Consider the following 22,551-nt stretch of genomic DNA (forward strand, 5'->3'; position numbering starts at 1 on the left):
CGCAGCGTGGCGATCTCAGGTTGATGAGGCGTCCTTTGCGCGGCGTTTTTCACACGCTGCGATTGAAAAGCTCATTGAGCTGCATGCCCGCCGTCGCGCCGGTGAAGTCGAAGCGGCCATCGGCCAGCGCCTGAGCGGCGTGCATGAAGCCACCCCACGCCGCGCGCGCGAGCCCGCCGCCGACGCTGATCCGCCGCACGCCGAGCGCGGCCACGTCCTGCAACGTCAGGGTCGATGTCGAGCCGATCAGCAGATTGACGGGCTTCGGCGCGACGGCCGCGACCACCGCTTCGATCTGCTCGCGCGTCTGGATGCCGGGCGCATACAGGCAGTCGGCGCCCGCCGCCGCATAGGCCTTCAGACGCGCAATGGCATCGTCGAGATCGGGCTTGCCGGCGAAGAAATTCTCCGCGCGGCCGACGAGCAGCGTGTCGCCGCCGTTCTGATCGATCGCACGTCGCGCCGCGCTGAGCCGCTGCACGGCGACGTCGACCGGAAACAGCGGCGCGGCGGGGTTGCCGGTCGAGTCTTCGATCGACAGGCCCGCGACGCCCGTTTCCACCGCGAGCGTCACGCTCTCGGCGACTTCTTCCGGGTCGCGGCCGAAGCCGTTTTCGAAGTCGGCGTTGACCGGCAGATCGGTCGCGTCGACGATTGCGCGCAGGTGCGCGAGGATCGTTTTGCGCGGCAATGTGTTGTCCGCATGTCCGGTCGACCACGCAAAACCGGAACTCGTCGTCGCGAGCGCCTTGAAGCCGAGTGTATGCAGATAACGGGCGCTGCCCGCGTCCCACGGATTGGGCAGCACGAAACAGCCAGACGAGTGCAGCGCGCGGAAAGCGGCGCGTTTTTCAGCGGCGGTGCGGGGCATCGCATGTCTCCTTGGTGTGAGGGAGCGGCTCCCTCGTTGAAAGGAAAACGCCGGGCCAACTGTTGCGCAGGCGAATCGGCATTCACCAGGGGAAAGTCTATGTCCGTATCGAAACCGTGGTTGATGAAATGGGTGGCGACTTTCACAGACGTTTCCAATAATTCAAAATGACGACAGGCGAAGAAGCCGGTTCTGAGATGCGAAGGGCCGCGTGGGCAGTCGGCATTCGCGACGAGGTCATTTCCCCAAAGGAGGCACAACATGAACATCGCGACCCGGATGCGGTCGATCCCTGCCGTGTTGGTGCTCACGCTCGTTGGCTGCGCGGCGGGCGGCGGGAATGGCGGCGCGCAAACGCATCTGAGTGCAACGCAATGCCGCGATCTGACCGACCTCAGGAACAAGGCACCGGCCACGCACCAGCGGAGCATGAGCGAACTGACAGCGCTGCGGCAAGCGGGCTACCACCCTGAACGACGCTTTGATCCTGACTATCCGGCGAGTCTCGAGCGCGCGCAGAGGCAGGTGGACATCTGGTATCAGGCGGAATGCCCGCAGGCACGGGCTGGGTGAATCTGCCGCGGCGTCAGAATTGGCGGTACGTTGTTAGTGCCGCATAAACGTAAAGAGCGGGCGCATGCCTTGAAAACATGCGCCCGCTTCATATCGGTTCGAAACGGTGAAAACCGCAAAGAGGGGAAAGGGCCGTTAACTCGAGAATCTTTCCTCGCTACGGACATTCGCTATACGTTCGGGACTCGTCACTGACCGTCCGGATTGACCCACATCGGATGATGGCCCGCTTGCGATGATCCGCCCATCGACGACCCATAGCCAGACGTGTCGCCTTGGCCCTTCGCGTTCATCGCGGAGACGCGTGCCTCGGCCGCCTGGATGTCCGCGGGATACTGGGCATCGAGCACGATGGCCGGGTTATAGCCAATCTGTTCGAGTTGCTGCACCTGTGCCTTGACTTCGGCCCGCGTGATCGGCTGTTCCGATTGCGCGAACGACGCGACCGGCGCAGCGATCAGGGCCGTAAGCGCAACTGCCTGGATAAGCGATTTCATGATGTTTCCCTCCGTAGTTGTCTATCCGGCACCGCAGCGATACCGGTGCCATAAGCGCAGTCTAGAGGGGGGTGAACTTGGGGAAAACCACTAGCCGACTAATTCAGTATTGCAAAGAACGGGTAGTCGGCGAGCTGTAATCTCGCCGTCGCGGGTTCTCGTAAAACAGCGCAAAAGCGGCCGTCAATCTGGTCACACACCTTTGCGCACATCGACGCGATAACTCGTGATTTGCCGATAAGTATCTCCGGGTCGCACGATCACTTCGTTCTGCCCGGTCATATTGACCTCGTTCGGGAAACCGCCCGCCTCGAGGCACAAGCCGGCGTGCCGTTGATAGCGAACACCGCCGCGTCCCGGGTTGCCGTTCAACGCGTTGCCCGTGTAAAACTGCAAGCCCCGCTGATCGGTCGCGACGGTCAGTTCGCGTCCGCTGCCCGGATCGTATGCCCAGGCGACTTCGCGCAGCGGCGGCGCGTGGCCCTCGTTGCCCTGCATCGCGTTTGCCGGCGCCTCGCGCAGCACGTAGCAATGATCGAAGCCGCCGGCGCGCGCGAGTTGCGCGTGCGGCCAGTCGAGCCGGCCGCCGATCGGCGCGCTCTGCCGGAAGTCGAATGCGTTGCCCGCGACGTCGGCGAGCTTGCACGGAATCATCGTCGCGTCGACTTCGAAAAAGCGCTCGGCGTCGATCGACAGCACGTGGCCGCGAATGTCGGTGCCCGCGCGCCCGGTCAGGTTGAAGTACGGATGGCTCGTCAGATTGAGCGGCGTCGGCGCGTCGGTGATCGCTTCGTAGCCGATCGTCAGCGTGCCGTCGTCGTCGAGCGAATAGCGTACTTGCACCGTCACGTTGCCCGGAAAACCGGCATCGCCTTCGGGCGACTCGAGCCGCATCAGCAACGCGCCGTCGTCCTCGGCGACCTCCCACAACGCGCGATGAAAACCGACCGTGCCGCCGTGCAGCAGATTCGGACCTTCGTTGCGATCGAGCGTGTACTCGATGCCGTCGAGCGAAAAGCGCGCGCCCGCAATGCGATTGGCCCAGCGGCCGATCAGTCCGCCCATGTAGGTCGAGGCCGCCACGTATTCGGCGGGCGTGTCGTGACCGAGCAGAATATCGCCGAGACGTCCGGCGCGATCCGGTGCGTGCCACGAAACCAGCGTCGCGCCGAGGTCGCTGATGGCGACTTTCATGCCGTGCGCGTTGCGCAACGTGTAAAGCCGTACGCGATCGCCGCCCTGTAGCGTGCCCCACGGCTCGGAAGAGAGTTGTGCGATGCTGATCATGTGGTCAGTGCGAAGAAAAAATAGAAAGCATGCTCAGCCAGCGGTTTTGGTCTTCGGGCCCACGAGCTCCTGGTATTCGCGCGGCGTGCAGCCGAGTTCGCGGCGAAATACCGCGTACATGTATTGCAGCGACGTGAAGCCGCAACGGATCGCGACTTCCGCGCTCGACGCATCGCGTTTCGCGAGCAGCGACTTCGCGACGTCGAGCTTGTGGCGCAGGATCTCCTGATGCACGGTGCACTGACGTTCGCGCCGGAAATACTCTTCGAGCGACGAACGCGACACGCCCACATAGTCGGCCACCTGCTCGGTGCGGATGCCCTGGCACGCGTACTGGCGAATGAAATGGCGGGCGCGCATCACGTAAGGACTCGCGAGCGGCTGATGCCGCGTCGATTCGAGCACGTTGATGCCGACCGGCGGCACCAGAATGCGGCGCCCCGGAAAGCGCGCGCCGTGCAGCATCTGATGCAGGATGTGCGCGGCGGTACGGCCCATTTCCTCGGTGCCCTGGATCACCGACGACAGCGGAATGCGCGTCAGCGTCCGCGTGAGCGGATCGTTGTCGATGCCGATGATCGCGACTTCCTCGGGCACCGGAATGCCCGCGATCAGACATGCCTGCAGCAAATGCCGCGCACGCGCGTCGGTCACCGCGATGATGCCGACCGGCTTCGGCAGTTGCCGCAGCCACGTGGTCAGCTGTTCGATGGCCTGGTTCCAGGACGGCGCGCTCGTCGACAGACCGCGATAGATCTCGCTATCGATCTGCGCCGCGCTGCGTCCGTCCGCGCTGCGCAGATGCGCGAAGGCGAGTTCGCGCTGTTGCGCCCAACGGTTTTCCTGCGCCTGCGGCAGGCTGTACAGCGCGAAGTTTTCGAGGCCCGCGCCGATCAGGTGCGTGTACGCGAGCGACACGAGCTTGCTGTTGTCGGTCGCGATATAGGGTAAATCCGGGGGGTACTGCGTCGGATCCTCGTACGACGAACCGACCGCGACCACCGGCAGTGGACAGTCGCGCAGGGCTTCGTCGACGGCGGGATCGTCGAAGTCCGCGATGATGCCGTCGCCGTCGAAGCGCTGGATACCCGCGAGCCGGCAGCGGAAGTCTTCTTCGAGGAAGAGATCCCATGCGACGCGCGTCGACAGCAGGTAGTTGCCGATGCCGGTGATGATCTCGCGATCGTAGACCTTGTTCGCGTTGAACAGCAGCGCGATGCGATGGGTTGTCTGAGGTGCTTGTGGACGGGTCATGGCGGTGAGCGGCGGGTGGCTCGATGGACCACGCGCCTTTGTCTCCATTGTGTCGGGTGCCTGGGAGCAGCCCCGTTTTTAAGCGTCTGGTTATTCTAGGCGCCGAATCGCGCGGCGGCAGTAAACAAACGCGCGGGCGGTAAGAAACATCAAGCGCGCTGCGCAATTTCGCAATTGCCGGCACATCGTGCAAGCGGCAGCATGGCGTCACTTTGTCGGCCTGCGCGGCTTCTCGCGTGGGTTGCAATGCACCATACATTGGAGACGCCGATGTCCTACCTCGAACACATTCCAGAGATCCGTTACGAAGGCCCGCAATCGGACAACCCGCTCGCGTACCGTCACTACGACAAAACGAGGAAGGTACTCGGCAAGACGCTCGAGGAACATCTGCGTATCGCCGTCTGCTACTGGCATACCTTCGTATGGCCCGGCGTCGATATCTTCGGTCAGGGCGCGTTCCGGCGGCCGTGGCAGCAACCCGGCGACGCAATGGAGCGGGCGCAGCAAAAGGCCGACGCCGCGTTCGAATTCTTCTCGAAGCTCGGCACGCCGTACTACACGTTCCACGATACCGACGTCGCGCCCGAAGGCGCGAGCGTGAAGGAATACAGCGAGAACTTCCTGCGCGTGTCCGACTACCTCGCGCGCAAGCAGCAGGATACCGGTGTCAAATTGCTGTGGGGCACCGCGAATCTGTTTTCGCATCCGCGTTACGCGGCCGGCGCCGCGACCAATCCGAATCCGGAGGTATTCGCCTTTGCGGCGACCCAGGTGCGTCATGCGCTCGACGCGACGCTGCGCCTCGGCGGCGAAAACTACGTGTTGTGGGGTGGCCGCGAAGGCTACGACACGCTGCTGAACACCGACCTCGTGCGCGAGCGCGAGCAGTTCGCGCGCTTCCTGCACATGGTCGTCGAACACAAGCACCGGATCGGTTTCAAGGGTGCGCTGCTGATCGAGCCGAAGCCGCAGGAGCCGACCAAGCATCAATACGACTACGACGTCGCGACCGTGCACGGCTTTCTGCTGCAGCACGGCCTCGACAAGGAGATTCGCGTCAACATCGAGGCGAATCACGCGACGCTGGCGGGGCACTCGTTCCATCACGAGATTGCGACCGCATTTGCGCTCGGCATCTTCGGTAGCGTCGATGCGAATCGCGGCGATCCGCAAAATGGCTGGGACACCGACCAATTTCCCAACAGCGTCGAGGAACTCACGCTGGCCTTATACGAAATCCTGCGCCACGGCGGCTTCACGAGCGGCGGCATGAACTTCGATGCGAAAGTGCGGCGCCAGAGTGTCGATGCGGAAGACCTGTTTTATGGCCACGTCGGCGCGATCGACAACCTCGCGCTAGGCCTCGAACGCGCCGCGGTGCTGGTCGAAAACGAGCGCCTCGAGCAGTTCAAGCGGCAACGCTACGCGGGCTGGGATGGCGAGTTCGGCCGCAAGATCCTGTCCGGCGGGTATTCGCTGTCGACGCTCGCCGCGGACACGCTGGCGCGCGATCTGAATCCGCGGCATGTGAGCGGGCAGCAGGAACACATGGAAAACATCGTAAATCAGGCGATTTATAGCGGACGTTGAATAAAGATCGCGCGGCCACGTCGACCGCGCGCACCAGCAAGCTGTGGGTTGTCGCTTGTCCGAGTCTGCGGCTCGCAGCGCAGACCGATATGTCCGGTATTCCGGCTATCACTACACAAAAAGGAGACATCAATGAAATTTGCAATGCGTCGTAACGTCCTGAGTTCGCTGTTGTGCGGCGCGGTACTCGCCAGCCTGTCGCTCGCCGCGCCGCTCGCGCACGCCAGCAAGGCTCATCCGGAAATCGGCTTCTGTATCGACGATCTGCGCGTCGAGCGCTGGTCGCGCGATCGCGACTATTTCGTCGCCGCGGCGGAAAAGCTCGGCGCGAAGGTGTCGGTGCAATCGGCCGATGCGAGCGAAGAGCGCCAGATCTCGCAGATCGAAAACCTGATCTCGCGCGGCGTCGACGTGATTGTGATCGTGCCGTTCAACTCGAAGACGCTCGGCAACGTCGTGGCCGAAGCACGCAAAGCGGGCATCAAGGTCGTGTCGTATGACCGCCTGATTCTCGACGCCGATATCGACGCCTATATCTCGTTCGACAACGAGAAGGTCGGCGAGATGCAGGCGCAGGGCGTCTATGACGTGCGGCCGAAGGGCAACTACTTCCTGCTCGGCGGCGCGCCGACCGACAACAACGCGAAGATGCTGCGCCAAGGCCAACTGAAGGTGCTGCAACCGGCGATCGACAAGGGTGACATCAAGGTGGTCGGCCAGCAGTGGGTGCCGGAGTGGAGCGCATCGACCGCGCTGCGCATCATGGAAGACGCGCTGACCGCGAACAACAACAAGATCGACGCAGTCGTCGCGTCGAATGACGGCACCGCGGGCGGCGCGATCCAGGCGCTCGCCGCGCAGGGCCTCGCGGGCAAGGTACCGATCTCGGGTCAGGATGCCGACCTCGCTGCCGTGAAGCGCGTGGCGGCCGGCACGCAGACGATGACGGTCTACAAGCCGCTGAAGCTGATCGCGAGCGAAGCGGCGAAGCTGTCGGTCGCGCTTGCCAAGGGTGACAAGCCGGCGTTCAACGCGCAATACGACAACGGCAAGAAGAAGGTCGATACGGTGCTGCTGCAGCCGATCAAGCTGACCAAGGCGAACCTCGACACCGTCGTGAAGGACGGCTTCTACACGCAAGAGCAACTCGCGAGCAAATAACACAGAGACGGGCTATGTGAACGCCACGCTCCCGGGTCATCGCGCCCGGGAGCGTGATCGAACATTGGCCCAACTTGCAGCGAGGCATAGCGAATGACCCAACCTGTTCTGACGATGCGCGGCATCGTCAAAGCTTTTTCCGGCGTGAAGGCGCTCGACGGCATTGATCTGACCGTATCGCCGGGCGAATGCGTGGGCCTGTGCGGCGAAAACGGCGCGGGCAAATCGACGCTGATGAAGGTGCTGTCCGGCGTGTATCCGCACGGTACGTGGGATGGCGAAATAACCTGGGAAGGCGAGACGCTAAAGGCCGCGAGCGTACGCGACACCGAACGCGCGGGCATCATCATCATCCATCAGGAACTGATGCTCGTGCCGGAGTTGTCGGTCGCGGAAAATATCTTTCTCGGCAACGAAATCACGCTGCCCGGCGGCCGCATGAACTACGCGGCGATGTATCAGCGCGCCGACGAACTGTTGCGCGACCTCGGCATCAGCGGCATCAACGCCGCGCAGCCCGTGATGAACTACGGGGGCGGCCATCAGCAGCTGATCGAAATCGCAAAGGCGCTGAACAAGCGCGCAAAGCTGCTGATCCTCGACGAACCGTCGTCGTCGCTGACCGCCTCCGAAATCGCGATTCTGCTCGATATCGTGCGCGATCTGAAGCGGCGCGGCATTGCCTGCGTGTACATCTCGCACAAGCTCGACGAAGTCGCGGCCGTCTGCGACACGATCAGCGTGATTCGCGACGGCCGCCATGTCGCGACCGAGCCGATGCACGCCCTGACGACCGAGCGGATCATCTCGCTGATGGTCGGCCGAGAGATCAAGAACCTGTTTCCGCGCGAGCCGCATCCGATCGGCGACGTGATCTTCGAAGCGCGCAACGTGACCTGTTTCGACGTGACGAATCCGCGCCGCAAGCGCGTGGACGACGTGTCGTTCTCGTTGCGGCGCGGCGAAATTCTCGGTGTCGCCGGGCTCGTCGGCGCGGGCCGCACCGAACTGATGCAGGCGGTTTTCGGCGCGTATGCAGGCATCAGCGAGGCGCACGTCGTGCTCGACGGCAAGCCGCTGAAAATTCGCGCGCCCATCGACGCGATTCGCGCCGGCATCGCGATGGTGCCCGAGGATCGCAAACGCCACGGCATCGTGCCGGGCATGAGCGTCGGTCATAACATCACGCTTGCGGTGTTGCAGCGTTTCGCGACGGGCGGACGTATCGATTCCGCGGCCGAACTCGACACGATTCAGACGGAAATGAAGCGGCTTTCCGTGCGCGCCGCCAATCCGATGTTATCGATTGCAAGTCTGTCGGGCGGCAATCAGCAGAAGGCCGTGCTCACGCGCATGCTGCTGACCAACCCGACCGTGCTGATTCTCGACGAACCGACACGCGGCGTCGACGTCGGCGCCAAATACGAGATCTACAAGCTGATCTTCCAGCTGGCGCAGCGCGGCATGTCGATCGTGATGGTGTCGTCCGAATTGCCGGAAGTGCTCGGCATCAGCGACCGAGTGCTCGTGATCGGCGAAGGCGAGTTGCGAGGCGATTTCATCAACGACGGTCTCACGCAGGAAGACATTCTCGGCGCCGCGATCCGCCCCGTGCATCTATCTTCGAACCCAACCGCAGCGAGTGCCGCATGACTCCCGAAGTAACTTCCCAACGCACCGACAACGCTGTGCCGCGAGGCGCATTCGGCGGCACGCAACGGATCCAGCAACTGTTCGCGCGCTACAAGATTCTCGCGCTGCTGATCGCCGTCGCCGTGATCTGGATTTTCTTTTCGGCGCTCACGCACGGCGCGTTCGTCACGCCGCGCAATCTGTCGAATCTGCTGCGGCAGATGTCGATTACCGGCATGCTCGCGTGCGGCATGGTGTTCGTGATCATCGCCGGTGAAATCGATCTGTCGGTCGGTTCGCTGCTTGGTTTGCTCGGCGGCGTTGCGGCGATTCTCGACGTGAACCGGCACTGGCCGATCGGCGTGACGCTTCCGGTCGTGTTGCTGCTCGGCATCGCGGTCGGCGTGTTCAACGGCTGGTGGTCGACATATCGGCGCGTGCCGTCGTTTATCGTCGGGCTCGGCGGCATGCTCGCGTATCGCGGCATTCTGCTCGGCATTACCGGAGGGTCGACGATCGCGCCGGTGTCGGACAGCTTCGTGTTCGTCGGCCAGGGCTACCTGCCGCGGCTCGCCGGCGACACGCTCGCCGTCGTGCTGTTCCTGCTGCTGGCATTCCTGACGATCCGCCAGCGCGCGAATCGGCAGCGTTATCAGTTGCGCGTCGTGCCGTTCTGGCAGGACGTCGCGAAGGTGATCGGCGCAGGCGCGATTCTCGCCGGCTTCATCGCGATGCTCGACAGTTACGGCGGCATTCCGGTGCCGGTGTTGCTGCTGCTCGCGCTGCTCGGCGTCTTCACATGGATCGCGACGCAGACCGTGTTCGGACGCCGCATCTACGCGGTCGGCTCGAACCTCGAAGCGACGCGGCTGTCGGGTGTCAACACCGACCGCGTGAAGCTCGCGATCTTCGCGCTGATGGGGCTGATGTGCGCGTTTGCCGGCATCGTCAACACGGCGCGGCTCGCGGCCGGTTCGCCGTCGGCGGGCTCGATGGGCGAACTCGACGCGATCGCCGCGTGCTTTATCGGCGGCACCTCGATGCGCGGCGGCTCCGGCACCGTGTATGGCGCGCTGATCGGCGCGCTCGTCATGGCGAGCCTCGACAACGGCATGTCCATGCTCGACGTCGACGCGTACTGGCAGATGATCGTGAAGGGCGGCATCCTCGTGCTGGCCGTGTGGATCGACGTGGTGTCGGGTTCGAACCGCCGTTGATCCGGTCGCATGATCGCCTGATTGAATCAAGCGCAAGGTTCGCGGTGTGCCGGCGGTGACTTACGCCGGCACACCGCCGCCTCTGCGCGGTCGCAGTTAATGAAACACCCCACGACTTTCCCCCGCCGCTTTCAGTCCCCGCCTTCCCACGCCGCGCGGCCGCTCGAGGCTCACGCGCGCATTTAAGTCTCACGCTCGCCGATTCGTCTTATTACTATTCGCAGACAAAGACGGGTGCATCGGCGCTGTCGCCGCTTTCCTACCATCGAGCCAGCCGGGCGAGCCATGCCATGTTGACGCGCAGAACCTTTCTGCTTGGCGGCGCCAGTGCGTTGGGCGGGCTGCTGGTCGGCTGGGCCGTAGTGCCGCCGCGCCAGCGCCTGATGACGTCGACGCCGCTGCCGACGCAAGGCACTGAGGTTGGGCTGAACGGCTGGGTCAAGATCGACGCCGACAACCGCGTGACGATCATGGTGCCGAAGGCCGAAATGGGGCAGGGCATCCATACGGGGCTTGCGATGCTGCTCGCCGAGGAGCTCGACGCCGACTGGCCGCAGGTGAAAGTCGAAGAGGCGCCGATCGACCGGATCTACAACGCGGTGCAGAGCATCGTCGACGATCTGCCGTTTCGCCCCGACGACGACAGCTACATCCGGCGCGGCACCGTGTGGATCACGAGCAAGGCAGTGCGTGAGATCGGCACGATGATGACGGGCGGCTCCTCGAGCATGAACGATCTCTGGACGCCGATGCGCGAAGCCGGCGCGTCGGCGCGTGTGATGCTGATCGCGGCGGCGGCCGAGCGCTGGGACGTGCCGGTCCGCGAATGCCGCGCGGAAAAGGGCTGCGTGCTGCACCCGTGGGGGCACAAGGCGACGTTCGGCGAGTTGTCGTCGATGGCCGCGCGCCAGCCGCTGCCGCGCAGCGTCGTCCTGAAGCAGCCGGCCGACTTCAGGCTGATCGGCCAGCCCGTGCGGCGCATCGAAGCCGCGTCGAAAATCGACGGTGCGGCGCGCTTCGGCATCGACGTGTTGCCCGACGGTTTGGTCTATGCAAGCGTCGTGATGTGTCCGACGCTCGGCGGCACGGTCGCGCATTTCGACGCGACGCCCGCGCAAAAGATACGGGGCTTCATCAAGGCGTTCGCCGTGCCGCCGTACGCGGGCGGCACCGGCGGCGTGGCAGTGATCGCGGACAACGCGTTTCGCGCGATGAGCGCGGTCGAGGCGATCAACGTGACCTGGCATGACGGCGCGGCCGCGAAGGTGTCGAGCGCGGCGGTGGACTGCCGCCTCGTCGAGGCGCTCGACCATACGGACGGTCACGTGTATTACCACGTCGGCAACGTCGACAACGCGATGAGTCGCGCGGCGCGCACGATCGAAGCGGTCTATCACGCACCGTATCTCGCGCATGGCGCGGTCGAGCCGCTGAACTGCACGGTGCAGGTCGCGGACGGCGCGGCGACCGTCTGGGTGTCGACGCAGATGCCGCGGCTCGCGCGGCATCATGCGGCGAAAGTGCTCGGCCTCGACGTCGATCTCGTCGATGTACAGACGCAGTTGTTGGGCGGCGCGTTCGGCCGGCGCCTCGAACTCGATTTCGTCGCGCAGGCCGCGGCGATCGCGCGCGAGGCCGATGGCCGTCCGGTGCAAACCATCTGGTCGCGCGCGCAGGACTTCACGCACGACTTCTACCGGCCCGCATGCGCGGCATGGCTTCAGGCCGGCTTCGACGAGCACGGCACGCTGGTCGCCTGGCACGCGAAGTCGGCGGGTCAGGCGATCGTGCCGGATGCGCTCGCGCGTTACTACGGCGTGCCGCACATCCCGATCGACAAGACCACCTGCGAAGGCGCGTTCGATCAGCCCTACGAGTGGCCGGCCGCGCGCGTGTCGCACAAGATAGTCGAATTGCCGGTGCCGATCGGCTTCTGGCGCTCGGTCGGCCACTCGCATCAGGCCTTCTTCACCGAGAGCTTCACCGACGAAGCCGCCGCCGCGGCCGGCCAGGACCCGATCGCGTTTCGCGCGATGCTGCTCGTGCAGCATCCGCGTCATCTGGCGGTCCTGAAGCGTGTCGAGAAGTTGTCCGACTGGGGGCGTCCGCTAAAACCCGCCGCCGATGGCGCGCGTTGCGCTCATGGCGTCGCGTTGCACGAGGCGTTCGGCAGCGTGGTCGCGCAGGTCGCGGAGGTGTCGATCGGCGCGAACCGGCAGATTCGCGTGCATCGGGTGGTGTGCGTGATCGATTGCGGCTTGCCGGTGAATCCGAACCTGATCCGTCAGCAGATGGAAGGCGGCATCGTGTTCGGGTTGTCGAGCGCGTTGCAGAACGAGATCACGATCGTCAACGGCCAGGTGCAGCAGAAGAACTTCGTGGACTTTCCGGTCGTGCGGATGAACGGGTGCCCTGCGATCGAAGTCGACATCATGCCGAGCCAGCTGCACCCGCAAGGTGTCGGCGAGCCGGGCGTGCCGCCGATCGCGCCGGCGGTGGGCAATGCGGTGTTCGCACTGACGGGGCAGCGTTTGCGGACGCTGCCGTTGCGGCTTGCATGACGGACGGTGGATGAGCAAAAGCTTGCGGTGTAGCGCGGCGACTCAGGAGGCAAGCATGGCGGTACTGAATATCAACGGACGCAAGGTGAAGGTCGATGCCGATCCGGACATGCCGCTGCTATGGGTGCTGCGCTGCGATCTCGGCATGACCGGCACCAAGTTCGGCTGCGGCGTGGGCATCTGCGGCGCATGCACGATCAATCTCGACGATGCCGCGTGCTTCGCGTGCCAGACGTTGATGTCGAGCCTGCATACGCAGAAGATCACGACGATCGAGGGTTTGCAGGGACGCGAGGCGCAGGCGCTGAAGGCCGCGTGGATCGAACTCGACGTGGTGCAGTGCGGTTATTGTCAGAGCGCGCAATTGATGGCGGCTTGCGCGTTGCTGAAGCACAAGTCCGATCCGACCGATGCCGACATCGACGAGGCGATGACGCCGGTGGTGTGCCGTTGCGGCACGTACCCGCGGGTGCGGGCGGCGATACATCAGGCGGCGGCGAAAGTGCGGAACAGCTAGCCACTCTTTCGGTCCACCGCCCGCCCAACTCAATTCGCCAACATTTCGACCACCGCAACCACCGCGGTGAAGATACCGATGCATCCGCCCAACGTGACTACACCCTGCATGAATGGCGACATACGAGACCTCGTAGCGTGAAGTGGTGTCACGTATTTAACCGAAAGTGAAAGCAAAAAGAAAGATTGTCAAAAATAAATCGTAAGACGGCCGATCAAGGCGCTTTCGCAGTTGCGGCCGCCGACGCTCCCGACTTCGCGGACGGCTTGGCCGCGACAGGTGTTGCCTTCAGCTGCGGCCGCGTTTCACCCGGCGTGCTTTGCCCGCCAACTTCCCACCCGCCGCCCAGCGACAGGAACAGATTGACCTGATCGATCGCCACCTGGCCCTCCGCCGCCGCGAGCTGCGATTTCGCGGCCGTCAGCGTGCGCGTCGCGTCGAGATCGGAGATGAACGACTCGCGCCCGGCGCGATACAGCCGATGCGTTTCATCCGCCGATTGCGTCGCCGACTTCAGCGCCGCGCGCAGCGATTCGGCGCGCGCGTAATCGGACGCGTAGGTCGCGAGGTTGGTCTCGGTTTCGCGCAGCGCGGTCAGCACCACGCCGTCGAACTTCGCGAGCGCGACCTGGCTCGACGCTTCGGCTTCGTGCACCCGTTGGCGCGCGCCGTTGGTCGGGAAGGTCCAGCTGATCAGCGGACCGAAGGCCCAACGCGCCGTCGGCGAGGTGGGAATGTCTTCCAGAATGCCGGTGAAGCCCGCCGACGCGCCAATGCTGATGCTCGGATAAAGCGCCCCGGTCGCGACGCCGATGCGCGCCGTCGACGCCGCAAGCTGACGCTCGGCTTCGTGCACGTCCGGGCGTCGCCGCAGCAGCCCGGCGCCGTCGCCGATCGGAATCGGCTGGTGGATTTGCGGCAGCCGGTCGCAGGCGAGCACGGCCGGCGGCAATTGCGATGGCGCCTGGGCGAGCAGCATCGCGAGCCGGTATTGTGCGATCTTGCGGCGCGCGGTGTAGCGCGGAATGTCTGCCGTCAGAGTCTCGACCTGAGTCTGGCCGCTCGTGACCGCGGTCTGGTTTCCGCGTCCCGCGTCGCGCAGACGGCGCGACACGTCCACGCGCTCCTTCTGTAGCGCGAGCGATTGCTGCGCGATGCGCAGCTCCTCGGCCGCCGAGCATTGTTCGACGTACGAGCGCACCACGTCCGCGACGACAGTGATGCGCGCGAGGTCGCCTGCGGCTTCCACGGCCTCGGTGTCCGCCGCCGCCGCTTCGACGCCGCGGCGCAGCTTGCCGAACAGGTCGATTTCGTACGAGACGTTGATGCCCATGTCACCCAGGTTGGCGACCGGCAGTTTCTCGAAGAGCAGGTATTGCTCGGCCGATTCCTGCGCGCGCTGGATCGCCACCGACGCGTTGCCCGAAAAACCGCCCTGCGCTTGCGCTATGCCCAGCGCCTCGCGCGAGCGCGCGAGATTCGCGGTCGCGACGCGCAGGTCGGTATTCGATTTCAACGCCTGGTCGACCAGACCGTTCAGCACCGGATCGTCGTACAGCTTCCACCAGACGGTCGGCAGATTGAGGGTTGACGTCAGCATGGGATCGGCGCCCTCGAGCGCTCCGTTCGCGAGCGGGGCATTGACGAGCGCCTGTTTCGGCAGCGTGTAGTTCGGCCCGACGTTGATGCAGCCGTTCAGCGCGACGGTGAGCGGCAATAACGGCAGCAGCGGCAGCAGCGGCAGCAGCGGCAGCAGCGGCAAGCGCGGCGCCAGCGCGGACAAGGTACGCACGAACTTCATTGCGACGCGCCCGACGGTGCGGTGCCCGACCCAGCGGACCCGGACGCCACCGACGAACCCGGCGCCACCGGCGCAACCGAAGCGGCGACCGTGCCAGATGCGCCACCCGTGCCCGACACGGCTCGTCTCCTGAGCGGCGACAGGTCACGCACCGACACCGTCGCGGTACGCCCCGCGATCAGGCGGAAATCAGCGGGCACTTCATCGAGCGCGACCCGCACCGGAATGCGCTGCGCGAGCCGCACCCAGCTGAACGCCGGGTTCACGTTCGGCAGCAGATTGGCGCTTTGCGTGCGGTCGCGGTCTTCGATACCGGCGACGATGCTTTGCACGTGCCCGCGCAGCGGCTTCGGCTCGCCCATTACGATGATGTCGACCGGCTGGCCGATGTCGATGCCGCGCAGCTTGGTTTCCTCGAAGTAGCCGTCGACGCGGAACGAATGCATGTCGACCACCGCGACCACCGCGCGGCCGGCCGCGACGAATTCGCCGGCGCGCGGCGCGCGGTCGTTCAGATAGCCGTCTACCGGGCTTTTGATCGTCGAGCGCTCGAGGTTCAGCTTCGCGGTGTCGATCGCGACGTTCGCGTCGGCAAGCGCGGCTTCGCCCGCCTCGACGCGCGAGCGGCTTTCTTCGAGTACTTCGGCGGCGACGAGATTGCCGAGCTGACGATTGCGCGCGTATTCGCGGCGGGCCTGATCGAGCGTCGCGCGGCGCTGCTGCGCCGTTGCCTCGGCCTGACGCAATGCGAGCGTGTAGCGCGCCTGATCGATCCTGAACAGCACCTGGCCCTGCTTGACTTGCTGGTTGTCCATGACCTCGACCGACGAAATCAGTCCCGACACGTCGGGCGCGACCTGGATCACGTCGGCGCGTACGCGCCCGTCGCGGGTCCACGGCGCGAACATGTAGTAGTTGACGAGTTTCCACAGCACCAATGCTGCGACCACTACGACGATCAGGGTCAGCAGGATCTGACCGACGGAGAACCAGGTTTTTTTCACGTTATTAGTCTGTGCGAAACGACGACGACAAGGCCCAGCACCAGCACATAGACGCCGAGATCGAAGATGGAGCGATGCCAGACGAAGCGGTAAAAGCCGGTGTAATCGAGCGCGGTGCGAATGCCGAGGTTGATCAGATACGCGATCAACATCAGCACCAGCACGGACGGTACGAACACGCCGAAGATATCGATTTCACCGATCATCGCGGGAACTGGGAAAAGGGGGAGGCGGGGTGCGAAGGCGGGCGCAAGCAGGGGCGCAAGCAGGGGCGCAAGAATGGGTGCATCACGCGGCGGCCTCCGGTTCGGTCGGCGTTGGTTTCGTGAGGGTCGCCGGAAACAGCGAAAGACGCAAGCCGACCAGCGCGTGCAGCGCATCGCGCAACTGACGCGCCGAGGTCCGCGAGGTCTCGGTCGGCGCCGCGGCATTGGCGAGCCCCTGCGCGGTGACGCGCGCGACGGCCACGTCGATCAACGACATCAGGCTGTCCGGCACCGGCTCGCGGTGGCGTCGATCGATGCAGCTCTCGTAGTATGTACGCACTCCATCGAGAACATGGTCGATCGCGCCGGCCGCTTCGCCGCCGAGCTTGCGTGTGAGGCGGCGCAGGTCCAGCGCATTGAAGCCGATGCGCAGATCGCGGAAGCTCTCGATCGACGGATGGCGGTAGTCGTCGGTTGCAGCGAGGCGCGGGATCAATTGCATCAGCCGGTCGAGCATGCGCGCGGCGAGATTGCGCGGGTCTTCGATCGGCCGCGTCGACGCGCTCAGCGCGACGTCGGCCCAGCTCGAGCGCAACAGGCGCGCCGCGGCCAGCTCGGCGCCGAATGGGCGCGTTGCACGGGTCCACAAGTATGCATAGAGCAGGCCGGAGAGGCCCGCGAGGTTGGCGTTCAGGAACGTCAGGAAGTTCGCGTCGTACGCGTCCTGAATGCTGATGAAGGTGGCCGTGTTCACCGCGACCAGCACCGTCACCATGTTGAACTGCGGGCGCGGAATCAGCGTGCCGACCAGAATGAACGGCGCGGCGAACAGGATCACCAGCATCGGGAAGTCGTGCACCTGCGGCAGCACGACGAACAGATAGAGGCCCGCGGCCACCACGGCGACGCCAGTCGCGAGGAAGAAGCGGAACACGAACGGCGCGGGTTCGTCGAGCGCGGCGAAGAAGCAGCAGGCGACCGCCGCGAGCGTGACCGCGCTCGCGCCGTCGTTCCAGCCCGAGCCGATCCACAGCGCGCACGCGAGCACCACAGCCGCGGCCGCCGACACGGTCGCGAACAGCATCATGCCGCGATCGTAGAAGCGCTCGGTGCCGCCGAGTCGCCAGTGACGGAAATGCGGCCGCCACGAACCTTCCTCGCGCGTGATGATGATGCGCAGCGAGCGGCAGTCTTGCCACACGTCGATCACTTGCGCGAGGCGCCATAGTGCATTCGACAGCAGCGCGCCGTCCCAATGCGTGAGCGCGGCGGCGGGCGGGTGCATCGCGGCGATGCGCGCGCGCAGCGCGTTGGCGGTCTCGTCCGCGTGATAACCCTCGCTCGGCGCGGGCAGCGGTTGGTTGAACCACTTGATGACGTCGTCGATCAGCGTCTGAAGTCCTTCGGGCCAGTGTTGCGGGCCGTTGTTGTAGAGCGCGAGCAGCGGATCGGCGAGCGACGACATGATCGGCAGCAGCAGTTGCATGCGGCCACGTAGTTCATGCGCGCGCGCGAGGACGTCGGGCCGCGTGTGATCGTAGGCGAGCTGGCTCAGCAGCAGTTCGAGACCGTTGATCGTGCTCGCGAGTCGTTGCCGGGCACCGGAAATCGCCGAGCTTGCGATACGGCCCGACAGCGTTTCGGTCGCGTAGAACGCGGCGTCGCGAAACCATGCGTCGGTGCGCTCGATGATCGTCGGCGCGAGCCGGCTCGGAAACACCGCGCTGCCGACGATACTCGCGCACACGATGCCGAGAATGATCTCCTCGGTCCGGCTCACGGCGAGATCGAAGACGCCGGTCGGATTCGTCACCGACGGCAGCGCGATGATCGGCATCGTATAGGCCGCCAGCATGAACACGTAGCTGCGCGCGGTGCGGTCGGACACCGCGAGGTAGAGCATCGTGCCGATCCACGCCGCGACGACCACGCTGAACAGGTACGGCGATTCGACGAACGGCGGCACCAGCAGCACCGCGCCCGACGCGCCGAGCGCAGTGCCCAGCGCACGATAGATCGCTTTCGAGCGGGTCGCGCCGACGAACGGGTTCGACACGATGTAGACGGTCGCCATCGCCCAGTACGGCCGCGGCAGTTCGAACGCGAGGCCGATGTAAAGCGCGAGCATGGCCGCGGCGAACGTTTTGACGGAAAACAGCCAGTCGCGGAGAGTGGGATAGACCATGAACCGTTACGCGGAATCGGCGTTGTGCGGCGCGGTGGCTCGCGCGCCGCTCTTGGTGGACTTGCGCGCCTTGGCGGTGCCGCGTGATTTGCCGGCCGTTTTGGCAGCGCTTTTGCCGCTCGTCCGTTTGACCTTGCTGGCAAGCGCCTCGCCTTTGGCGGGCTCGCGCTTCGCCGACGAGGTGCGCTTCGTCGCCTCGTGCCTGACCGATTCCGGGCGCACCGGCTGCGCGCGTTCGTGACGCGTGTCGCGCTCGACGCTTCCCGGTTCGGCGCGTCCGGCGGCATCGGCCGTGAATGCGCCGAGCACGCGCAGGGCGGCTTCGAGATCGTCGCGCGATACGCCTTTGAGCGCCTGCGCGCGCAACGTGACCAGCTCCTCTTCCATCTTCGCGGTGATGGCGCGGCCTTCGTCGGTCAGTACGACGGTCTTCGCGCGGCGGTCTTCGGGATCTTCGTCGCGGCGCATCAGGCCGGCCGCGCACAACTGGTCGAGCAGCCGCACGAGGGACGGCCCCTCGATGCCGATGTGATCGGCGAGCGTGACCTGACGCACCGCCGAGCCGAGCCGGCTCGCGGTCAGAAGCGGCGTCGCGCACGCTTCGGATACGTTGAAGGCCGCGAGCACACCGTGACTCGTGCGCCGCCACTTTCTGGCGGCGACGACCAGCGTGCTGCTGACGGTGCGGCGCAGGGCATCGAGATTCGACATGGCCGGTATTGTATTTCCAAAATATTCGTTAGCAAACTATTGAATTGGAAATCGTGACCGAACCGGAGGAGCGTGCGGCGCGAATGCGACAGCGGCATTAAATCGGTGGCCAGGAGGTGGGCTTACAGAATCGTTGGGTGTGCGGTGCGCCGCGATTCAATGGGCATTTTGATGCAAGTGGTCTACTTGATTCACTCGAGCTTGATTCACGCGAGCAGCCCGATCCGCACCGTGCGCGCCAGCTCGTCGAGCTGAAACGGCTTGCGCAGGATCGTGCAATGCTTGACTGCGAGATCGGCAATGTCGACGTCCGCATAACCGGTCGCCAGGACCACCGGTAGATCGGCACGAAGCTTGCGCGCCGCGGCGATCACGTCGATGCCGTTCATGCCCGGCATCGCGAAGTCGACCATCAGCAGATCGGGATGATCGTCGACGAGGCGGTCAAGGCCGGCCTGGCCGTCGGCGGCCTCGGTCACCGTGTAGCCGAGCATGCGCAACGATTCAACGAGCATCGCGCGCACTTCGCTGTCGTCCTCGACCACGAGCACGCGCTTGTCGCCGACCGCGTTCGCTTCCGCATCGGACTCCGCTTCGCTGTGCGCGGCCACTCGCTCGCGCATCGGCAGCCAGATCTGCACCGTGGTGCCGGTACCTTCTTCGCTGAAGATGCGCGCGGCGCCGCCCGCCTGCCTCGCGATGCCATACACCTGGCTCAGGCCTAGCCCCGTGCCCTTGCCGATCGGCTTGGTCGTGAAGAACGGATCGAACACGCGCGACACGACGTCTGGCGGAATGCCCTCACCCGTGTCGGCGACTTCGATCACGACGTAGCGGCCATGCTTCAGCGTCTGGTCGGGCGCGTCGCGCAGGGTCACGTGGATGTCGAGGCGCCCGCCGGCCGGCATCGCGTCGCGCGCGTTGATCGCGAGATTGAGCACCGCGAGCTCGAGCTGATTTGCGTCGGCCTGGGTCCACATTTCGGTGCGCTCGAAGTCGTTGTCATAGCGGATGCTCGAGCCGAGCGACACAGCGATGATGTCGCGCATGCCCTGCAGCAGCGCGACCACGTCGATCGCTTTCAGATTCGGGTTGCTGTTGCGCGAGAAAGTCAGCAACTGGCCGGTCAGTTTCGCGCCGCGCTCGGTCGCGCGCTTGACGGTGGCCGCCATGCCGCGCAGGCGTTCGTCGCCGCTCACGCGCGCGATCAGTTCCGCGTTGACCATGATCACGTTCAGCAGATTGTTGAAGTCGTGCGCGATGCCGCCGGTCAGCTGACCGAGCGCCTCCATCTTCTGCGATTGCACGAGCACGGCCTGAACCTTCGCGCGTTCGTGGATCTCGGCCATCAGCCGGTCGTTGGCTGACGCAAGTTCGTGCGTGCGCGCGGCGATGCGGCTTTCCAGCGAATCGTTCAGCTGCTCCAGCGCGTCCTGTGCCTCGATGCGCTCGGCAAGCAGCCTTCGCGATTCATATTGCCGTCCGCGGGCCCGCAACGACGACACGACCGCGCGCCGCAACGTTTCCGAATTGAGCGGACGTTCGAGCACCACTACGTTGCCGAGCCGTTCGAGCACTTCGAGCCCGCGCGCGGATCGATGGCCGATGCTGCGGGCGGCGAGCAGGATGAACGGGAAGTCGGACCATGCGGGCTGCCGTTCGAGCCACGCATACAGGCTCGAGCCGTGGCCGTTCGCGAGCGCTTCCTCGGTGAGCAGCGCGGTGCCCGCGCCGACGTCGAGCTCGGTGGTGAGCGCGTCGGCGTCGTCGCAGGTCACGCAGGCGCGTGCCTCATTGTGCAGAACGGCGGTGATCACTTCGGCGTCGCGGCCGAACGGTGCGAGGATGAGGACACGCTGCTCCATCGCTCACTGTCCTGACATATCGATCAGATGGTTCGTCGCGCCGAGCATCGTGGTGCTGCCGCGATACGAGGGCAGGCCCGACAGCACGCCCTCGAAGTCGCGCAGCGCTTCGCCGACCTCGACGCCTTCGGTGCCGAGGCGGAACTGGCGGATCGTGCGCTCATGATCGTTCGCGCGGCTCTTGACGGCGGTAATTGCCGTCAGCACTTCGCCGTGGTGCTCGAAATAGCGGAACAGCACGACCACGTCGCTCAGATAACTGACGTCGACCTCGGTCTGCACTTCGCCGATGATGCCGTGCTGCCCGAGCACGAGCATCGTGACCACGCCCTGCTGATTCAGATAGCCGAGCAATTCGTGCATGTGCAGCAGCAGGTAGCGCTCGCCGGGCATCGCCTGCAGATAGGCGTTCAGGCTGTCGACCGCGACATAGCGCACGTGCTCGTTTTCGACCGCGTTGCGCACGTCGCTCGACAGCTCGCCCGGCGAGATTTCCGCGGGATCGATCTGGCGCAGCATCAGCAGACCGCTTTCGACGTGCGGCGCGAGATCCATGCCGAGCGTCGCGCAGCGTGTGACCAGCGTGCTGAGCGTTTCGTCGAATACGTAGTACGCGCAACGCTCGCCGCGTTCGAGTGCGGCAAGCAGGCACGACACGACGGTGGTGGTTTTGCCGACCCCCGACGGGCCGATGATCAGCGAATTGGTGCCGGGGACGAGGCCACCGCCGAGCAGCGCGTCGAGGCCGGGCGTGCCGGTGCTCATCGGGCTCGTGCCGAATTCGCTGCGATGCTCGGCGGCGACCAGACGCGGATAGACGCGCAGACCGCCGGTGTTGAGCGTGAAGTCGTGATAGCCCTCGCGGAACTTGATGCCGCGCATCTTCGCGATGCGCAGACGGCGGCGATTGCCGCCGTAATCATGAGCGACGTTTTCGAGGCTGATCACGCCGTGCACGATGCTGTGAAGCTGAATGCCGGAGGTGCTGGCCGACGTGTCGTCGAGCAGCAGCACCGTGCATTCGCGCGTCGAGAAATGGTGCTTGAGCGCGAGAATCTGCCGACGGTAGCGCAATGGGTTCTCCGCCAGCAGACGCAGTTCGGACAGGCTGTCCAGGACGACGCGCGCCGGCTTCAGTTCGTCGACGTGCTCGATTACGTTGCGCACGCTTTCGCCGAGTTCGACTTCGGCCGGGTGCAGCACGGTCTGTTCGTATTGCGGTTCGAGCCCTTCTTCGGGCAGTTGCTCCAGTATCGTGAAACGGCTCAGATCCCAGCCATGGCTCGCGCCGATCGCGAGCAGTTCAGCACGGGTTTCGGACAGCGCGATATAAAGGCCGGTCTGCCCTTCGTGCAGGCCCTTGAGTAAGAATTGCAACGCGAGGGTGGTCTTACCCGTGCCTGGCACACCCTCCACGAGGTACATGCGGTTCGGCGTAAGACCACCGCCGAGAATGTCGTCGATGCCTTCGATGCCCGACGATATGCGGGCGGGGGTAGGGGCGGCGGTAGTGGTCGACATGATGGTTGAATTGACGTCGGCAGTGGCTTTGATCGAAACGGGCGCGATGTCGCGGCCGGTATGGCGCTACGCAATTTGTGTGCCGTCGTGCATTG

18 protein-coding genes are annotated in these 22,551 nt (G+C 64.9%); 7 read left to right on the forward strand and 11 right to left on the reverse strand.

What is annotated here, in order from left to right:
- Positions 1-49 precede the first annotated feature (49 nt).
- Positions 50-871 carry an isocitrate lyase/PEP mutase family protein gene (locus OKW39_RS36745; RefSeq protein WP_429564855.1) on the reverse strand — a complete coding sequence of 274 codons (822 nt, stop codon included), beginning with the start codon at positions 869-871 and terminating at the stop codon, positions 50-52.
- Between the two features lie 261 nt (positions 872-1,132).
- On the opposite strand from OKW39_RS36745, the gene OKW39_RS36750 reads away from it, so the two are divergent.
- Entirely contained in the window at positions 1,133-1,444 is a 312-nt protein-coding gene (locus OKW39_RS36750) for a hypothetical protein (protein ID WP_429333037.1), read from the forward strand.
- Positions 1,445-1,632: 188 nt separating this feature from the next.
- On the opposite strand, the gene OKW39_RS36755 is transcribed toward OKW39_RS36750, so the two are convergent.
- The 3 genes from OKW39_RS36755 to OKW39_RS36765 form a co-directional block, all read right to left on the reverse strand.
- On the reverse strand, positions 1,633-1,941 hold the full coding sequence (locus OKW39_RS36755) for a DUF4148 domain-containing protein (protein WP_018424216.1): 309 nt from the start codon (positions 1,939-1,941) through the stop codon (positions 1,633-1,635).
- 192 nt (positions 1,942-2,133) lie between these two features.
- Positions 2,134-3,228, reverse strand: a complete 1,095-nt coding sequence (locus tag OKW39_RS36760) for an aldose epimerase family protein (RefSeq protein WP_090808459.1) — start codon at positions 3,226-3,228, stop codon at positions 2,134-2,136.
- A gap of 33 nt (positions 3,229-3,261) precedes the next feature.
- Complete coding sequence (locus OKW39_RS36765) at positions 3,262-4,482, reverse strand: XylR family transcriptional regulator (RefSeq protein WP_429564856.1); 1,221 nt, start codon at positions 4,480-4,482, stop codon at positions 3,262-3,264.
- 270 nt (positions 4,483-4,752) lie between these two features.
- On the opposite strand from OKW39_RS36765, the gene xylA reads away from it, so the two are divergent.
- The 6 genes from xylA to OKW39_RS36795 all read left to right on the forward strand — a co-directional run bounded on the left by xylA (position 4,753) and on the right by OKW39_RS36795 (position 13,163).
- Positions 4,753-6,075, forward strand: a complete 1,323-nt coding sequence (gene xylA, locus OKW39_RS36770) for a xylose isomerase (protein WP_429564857.1) — start codon at positions 4,753-4,755, stop codon at positions 6,073-6,075.
- 132 nt (positions 6,076-6,207) lie between these two features.
- Positions 6,208-7,236 (forward strand): D-xylose ABC transporter substrate-binding protein, encoded by a 1,029-nt coding sequence (gene xylF / locus OKW39_RS36775; protein ID WP_429564858.1) that lies wholly within the window; start codon positions 6,208-6,210, stop codon positions 7,234-7,236.
- Between the two features lie 93 nt (positions 7,237-7,329).
- Entirely contained in the window at positions 7,330-8,889 is a 1,560-nt protein-coding gene (gene xylG / locus OKW39_RS36780; protein WP_429564859.1) for a D-xylose ABC transporter ATP-binding protein, read from the forward strand.
- Positions 8,886-10,085 (forward strand): sugar ABC transporter permease, encoded by a 1,200-nt coding sequence (locus OKW39_RS36785; protein WP_429364919.1) that lies wholly within the window; start codon positions 8,886-8,888, stop codon positions 10,083-10,085. Before xylG ends, OKW39_RS36785 begins: the two co-directional genes overlap by 4 nt.
- Before the next feature lie 290 nt (positions 10,086-10,375).
- Positions 10,376-12,646: a molybdopterin cofactor-binding domain-containing protein gene (locus OKW39_RS36790; protein ID WP_429564860.1), complete on the forward strand. Its 2,271-nt coding sequence runs from the start codon at positions 10,376-10,378 to the stop codon at positions 12,644-12,646.
- Between the two features lie 55 nt (positions 12,647-12,701).
- Positions 12,702-13,163, forward strand: coding sequence for a (2Fe-2S)-binding protein (locus tag OKW39_RS36795; protein ID WP_429352620.1), 462 nt, complete (start codon positions 12,702-12,704; stop codon positions 13,161-13,163).
- A 214-nt stretch (positions 13,164-13,377) separates the two neighbouring features.
- Here OKW39_RS36795 and OKW39_RS36800 read toward each other — a convergent pair whose 3' ends face one another.
- The 7 genes from OKW39_RS36800 to OKW39_RS36830 all read right to left on the reverse strand — a co-directional run bounded on the left by OKW39_RS36800 (position 13,378) and on the right by OKW39_RS36830 (position 22,456).
- On the reverse strand, positions 13,378-14,964 hold the full coding sequence (locus tag OKW39_RS36800; protein WP_429564861.1) for an efflux transporter outer membrane subunit: 1,587 nt from the start codon (positions 14,962-14,964) through the stop codon (positions 13,378-13,380).
- Positions 14,961-15,968 carry an efflux RND transporter periplasmic adaptor subunit gene (locus OKW39_RS36805; RefSeq protein WP_429564862.1) on the reverse strand — a complete coding sequence of 336 codons (1,008 nt, stop codon included), beginning with the start codon at positions 15,966-15,968 and terminating at the stop codon, positions 14,961-14,963. Before OKW39_RS36805 ends, OKW39_RS36800 begins: the two co-directional genes overlap by 4 nt.
- Positions 15,965-16,174: a DUF1656 domain-containing protein gene (locus OKW39_RS36810; RefSeq protein ID WP_090808477.1), complete on the reverse strand. Its 210-nt coding sequence runs from the start codon at positions 16,172-16,174 to the stop codon at positions 15,965-15,967. The genes OKW39_RS36805 and OKW39_RS36810 overlap by 4 nt, the downstream gene beginning before the upstream one ends.
- Before the next feature lie 82 nt (positions 16,175-16,256).
- Positions 16,257-18,359 (reverse strand): FUSC family protein, encoded by a 2,103-nt coding sequence (locus OKW39_RS36815; RefSeq protein WP_429333029.1) that lies wholly within the window; start codon positions 18,357-18,359, stop codon positions 16,257-16,259.
- Between the two features lie 6 nt (positions 18,360-18,365).
- Entirely contained in the window at positions 18,366-19,070 is a 705-nt protein-coding gene (locus OKW39_RS36820) for a MarR family winged helix-turn-helix transcriptional regulator (protein ID WP_429564863.1), read from the reverse strand.
- Between the two features lie 206 nt (positions 19,071-19,276).
- The gene (locus OKW39_RS36825; RefSeq protein ID WP_429564864.1) at positions 19,277-20,935 is read right to left on the reverse strand and encodes an ATP-binding protein; all 1,659 of its coding nucleotides are present in this window, start codon (positions 20,933-20,935) and stop codon (positions 19,277-19,279) included.
- 3 nt (positions 20,936-20,938) lie between these two features.
- On the reverse strand, positions 20,939-22,456 hold the full coding sequence (locus tag OKW39_RS36830; RefSeq protein ID WP_429564865.1) for an ATPase domain-containing protein: 1,518 nt from the start codon (positions 22,454-22,456) through the stop codon (positions 20,939-20,941).
- Positions 22,457-22,551 lie beyond the last annotated feature (95 nt).

It is taken from the genome of Paraburkholderia sp. MM6662-R1 (assembly GCF_050436245.1).
In the GTDB taxonomy this organism is placed as follows: Bacteria; Pseudomonadota; Gammaproteobacteria; order Burkholderiales; family Burkholderiaceae; genus Paraburkholderia; species Paraburkholderia tuberum.

Coding starts and splice junctions, on each gene's coding strand:
- OKW39_RS36785 (WP_429364919.1), top strand. CDS start 8,886: ATGACTCCCGAAGTAACTTCCCAACGCACCGACAACGCTGTGCCGCGA.
- OKW39_RS36755 (WP_018424216.1), bottom strand. CDS start 1,941: ATGAAATCGCTTATCCAGGCAGTTGCGCTTACGGCCCTGATCGCTGCG.
- xylF (WP_429564858.1), top strand. CDS start 6,208: ATGAAATTTGCAATGCGTCGTAACGTCCTGAGTTCGCTGTTGTGCGGC.
- OKW39_RS36825 (WP_429564864.1), bottom strand. CDS start 20,935: ATGGAGCAGCGTGTCCTCATCCTCGCACCGTTCGGCCGCGACGCCGAA.
- OKW39_RS36800 (WP_429564861.1), bottom strand. CDS start 14,964: ATGAAGTTCGTGCGTACCTTGTCCGCGCTGGCGCCGCGCTTGCCGCTG.
- OKW39_RS36830 (WP_429564865.1), bottom strand. CDS start 22,456: ATGTCGACCACTACCGCCGCCCCTACCCCCGCCCGCATATCGTCGGGC.
- OKW39_RS36750 (WP_429333037.1), top strand. CDS start 1,133: ATGAACATCGCGACCCGGATGCGGTCGATCCCTGCCGTGTTGGTGCTC.
- xylA (WP_429564857.1), top strand. CDS start 4,753: ATGTCCTACCTCGAACACATTCCAGAGATCCGTTACGAAGGCCCGCAA.
- OKW39_RS36745 (WP_429564855.1), bottom strand. CDS start 871: ATGCCCCGCACCGCCGCTGAAAAACGCGCCGCTTTCCGCGCGCTGCAC.
- OKW39_RS36790 (WP_429564860.1), top strand. CDS start 10,376: ATGTTGACGCGCAGAACCTTTCTGCTTGGCGGCGCCAGTGCGTTGGGC.
- OKW39_RS36815 (WP_429333029.1), bottom strand. CDS start 18,359: ATGGTCTATCCCACTCTCCGCGACTGGCTGTTTTCCGTCAAAACGTTC.
- OKW39_RS36810 (WP_090808477.1), bottom strand. CDS start 16,174: ATGATCGGTGAAATCGATATCTTCGGCGTGTTCGTACCGTCCGTGCTG.
- OKW39_RS36820 (WP_429564863.1), bottom strand. CDS start 19,070: ATGTCGAATCTCGATGCCCTGCGCCGCACCGTCAGCAGCACGCTGGTC.
- OKW39_RS36795 (WP_429352620.1), top strand. CDS start 12,702: ATGGCGGTACTGAATATCAACGGACGCAAGGTGAAGGTCGATGCCGAT.
- OKW39_RS36765 (WP_429564856.1), bottom strand. CDS start 4,482: ATGACCCGTCCACAAGCACCTCAGACAACCCATCGCATCGCGCTGCTG.
- xylG (WP_429564859.1), top strand. CDS start 7,330: ATGACCCAACCTGTTCTGACGATGCGCGGCATCGTCAAAGCTTTTTCC.
- OKW39_RS36760 (WP_090808459.1), bottom strand. CDS start 3,228: ATGATCAGCATCGCACAACTCTCTTCCGAGCCGTGGGGCACGCTACAG.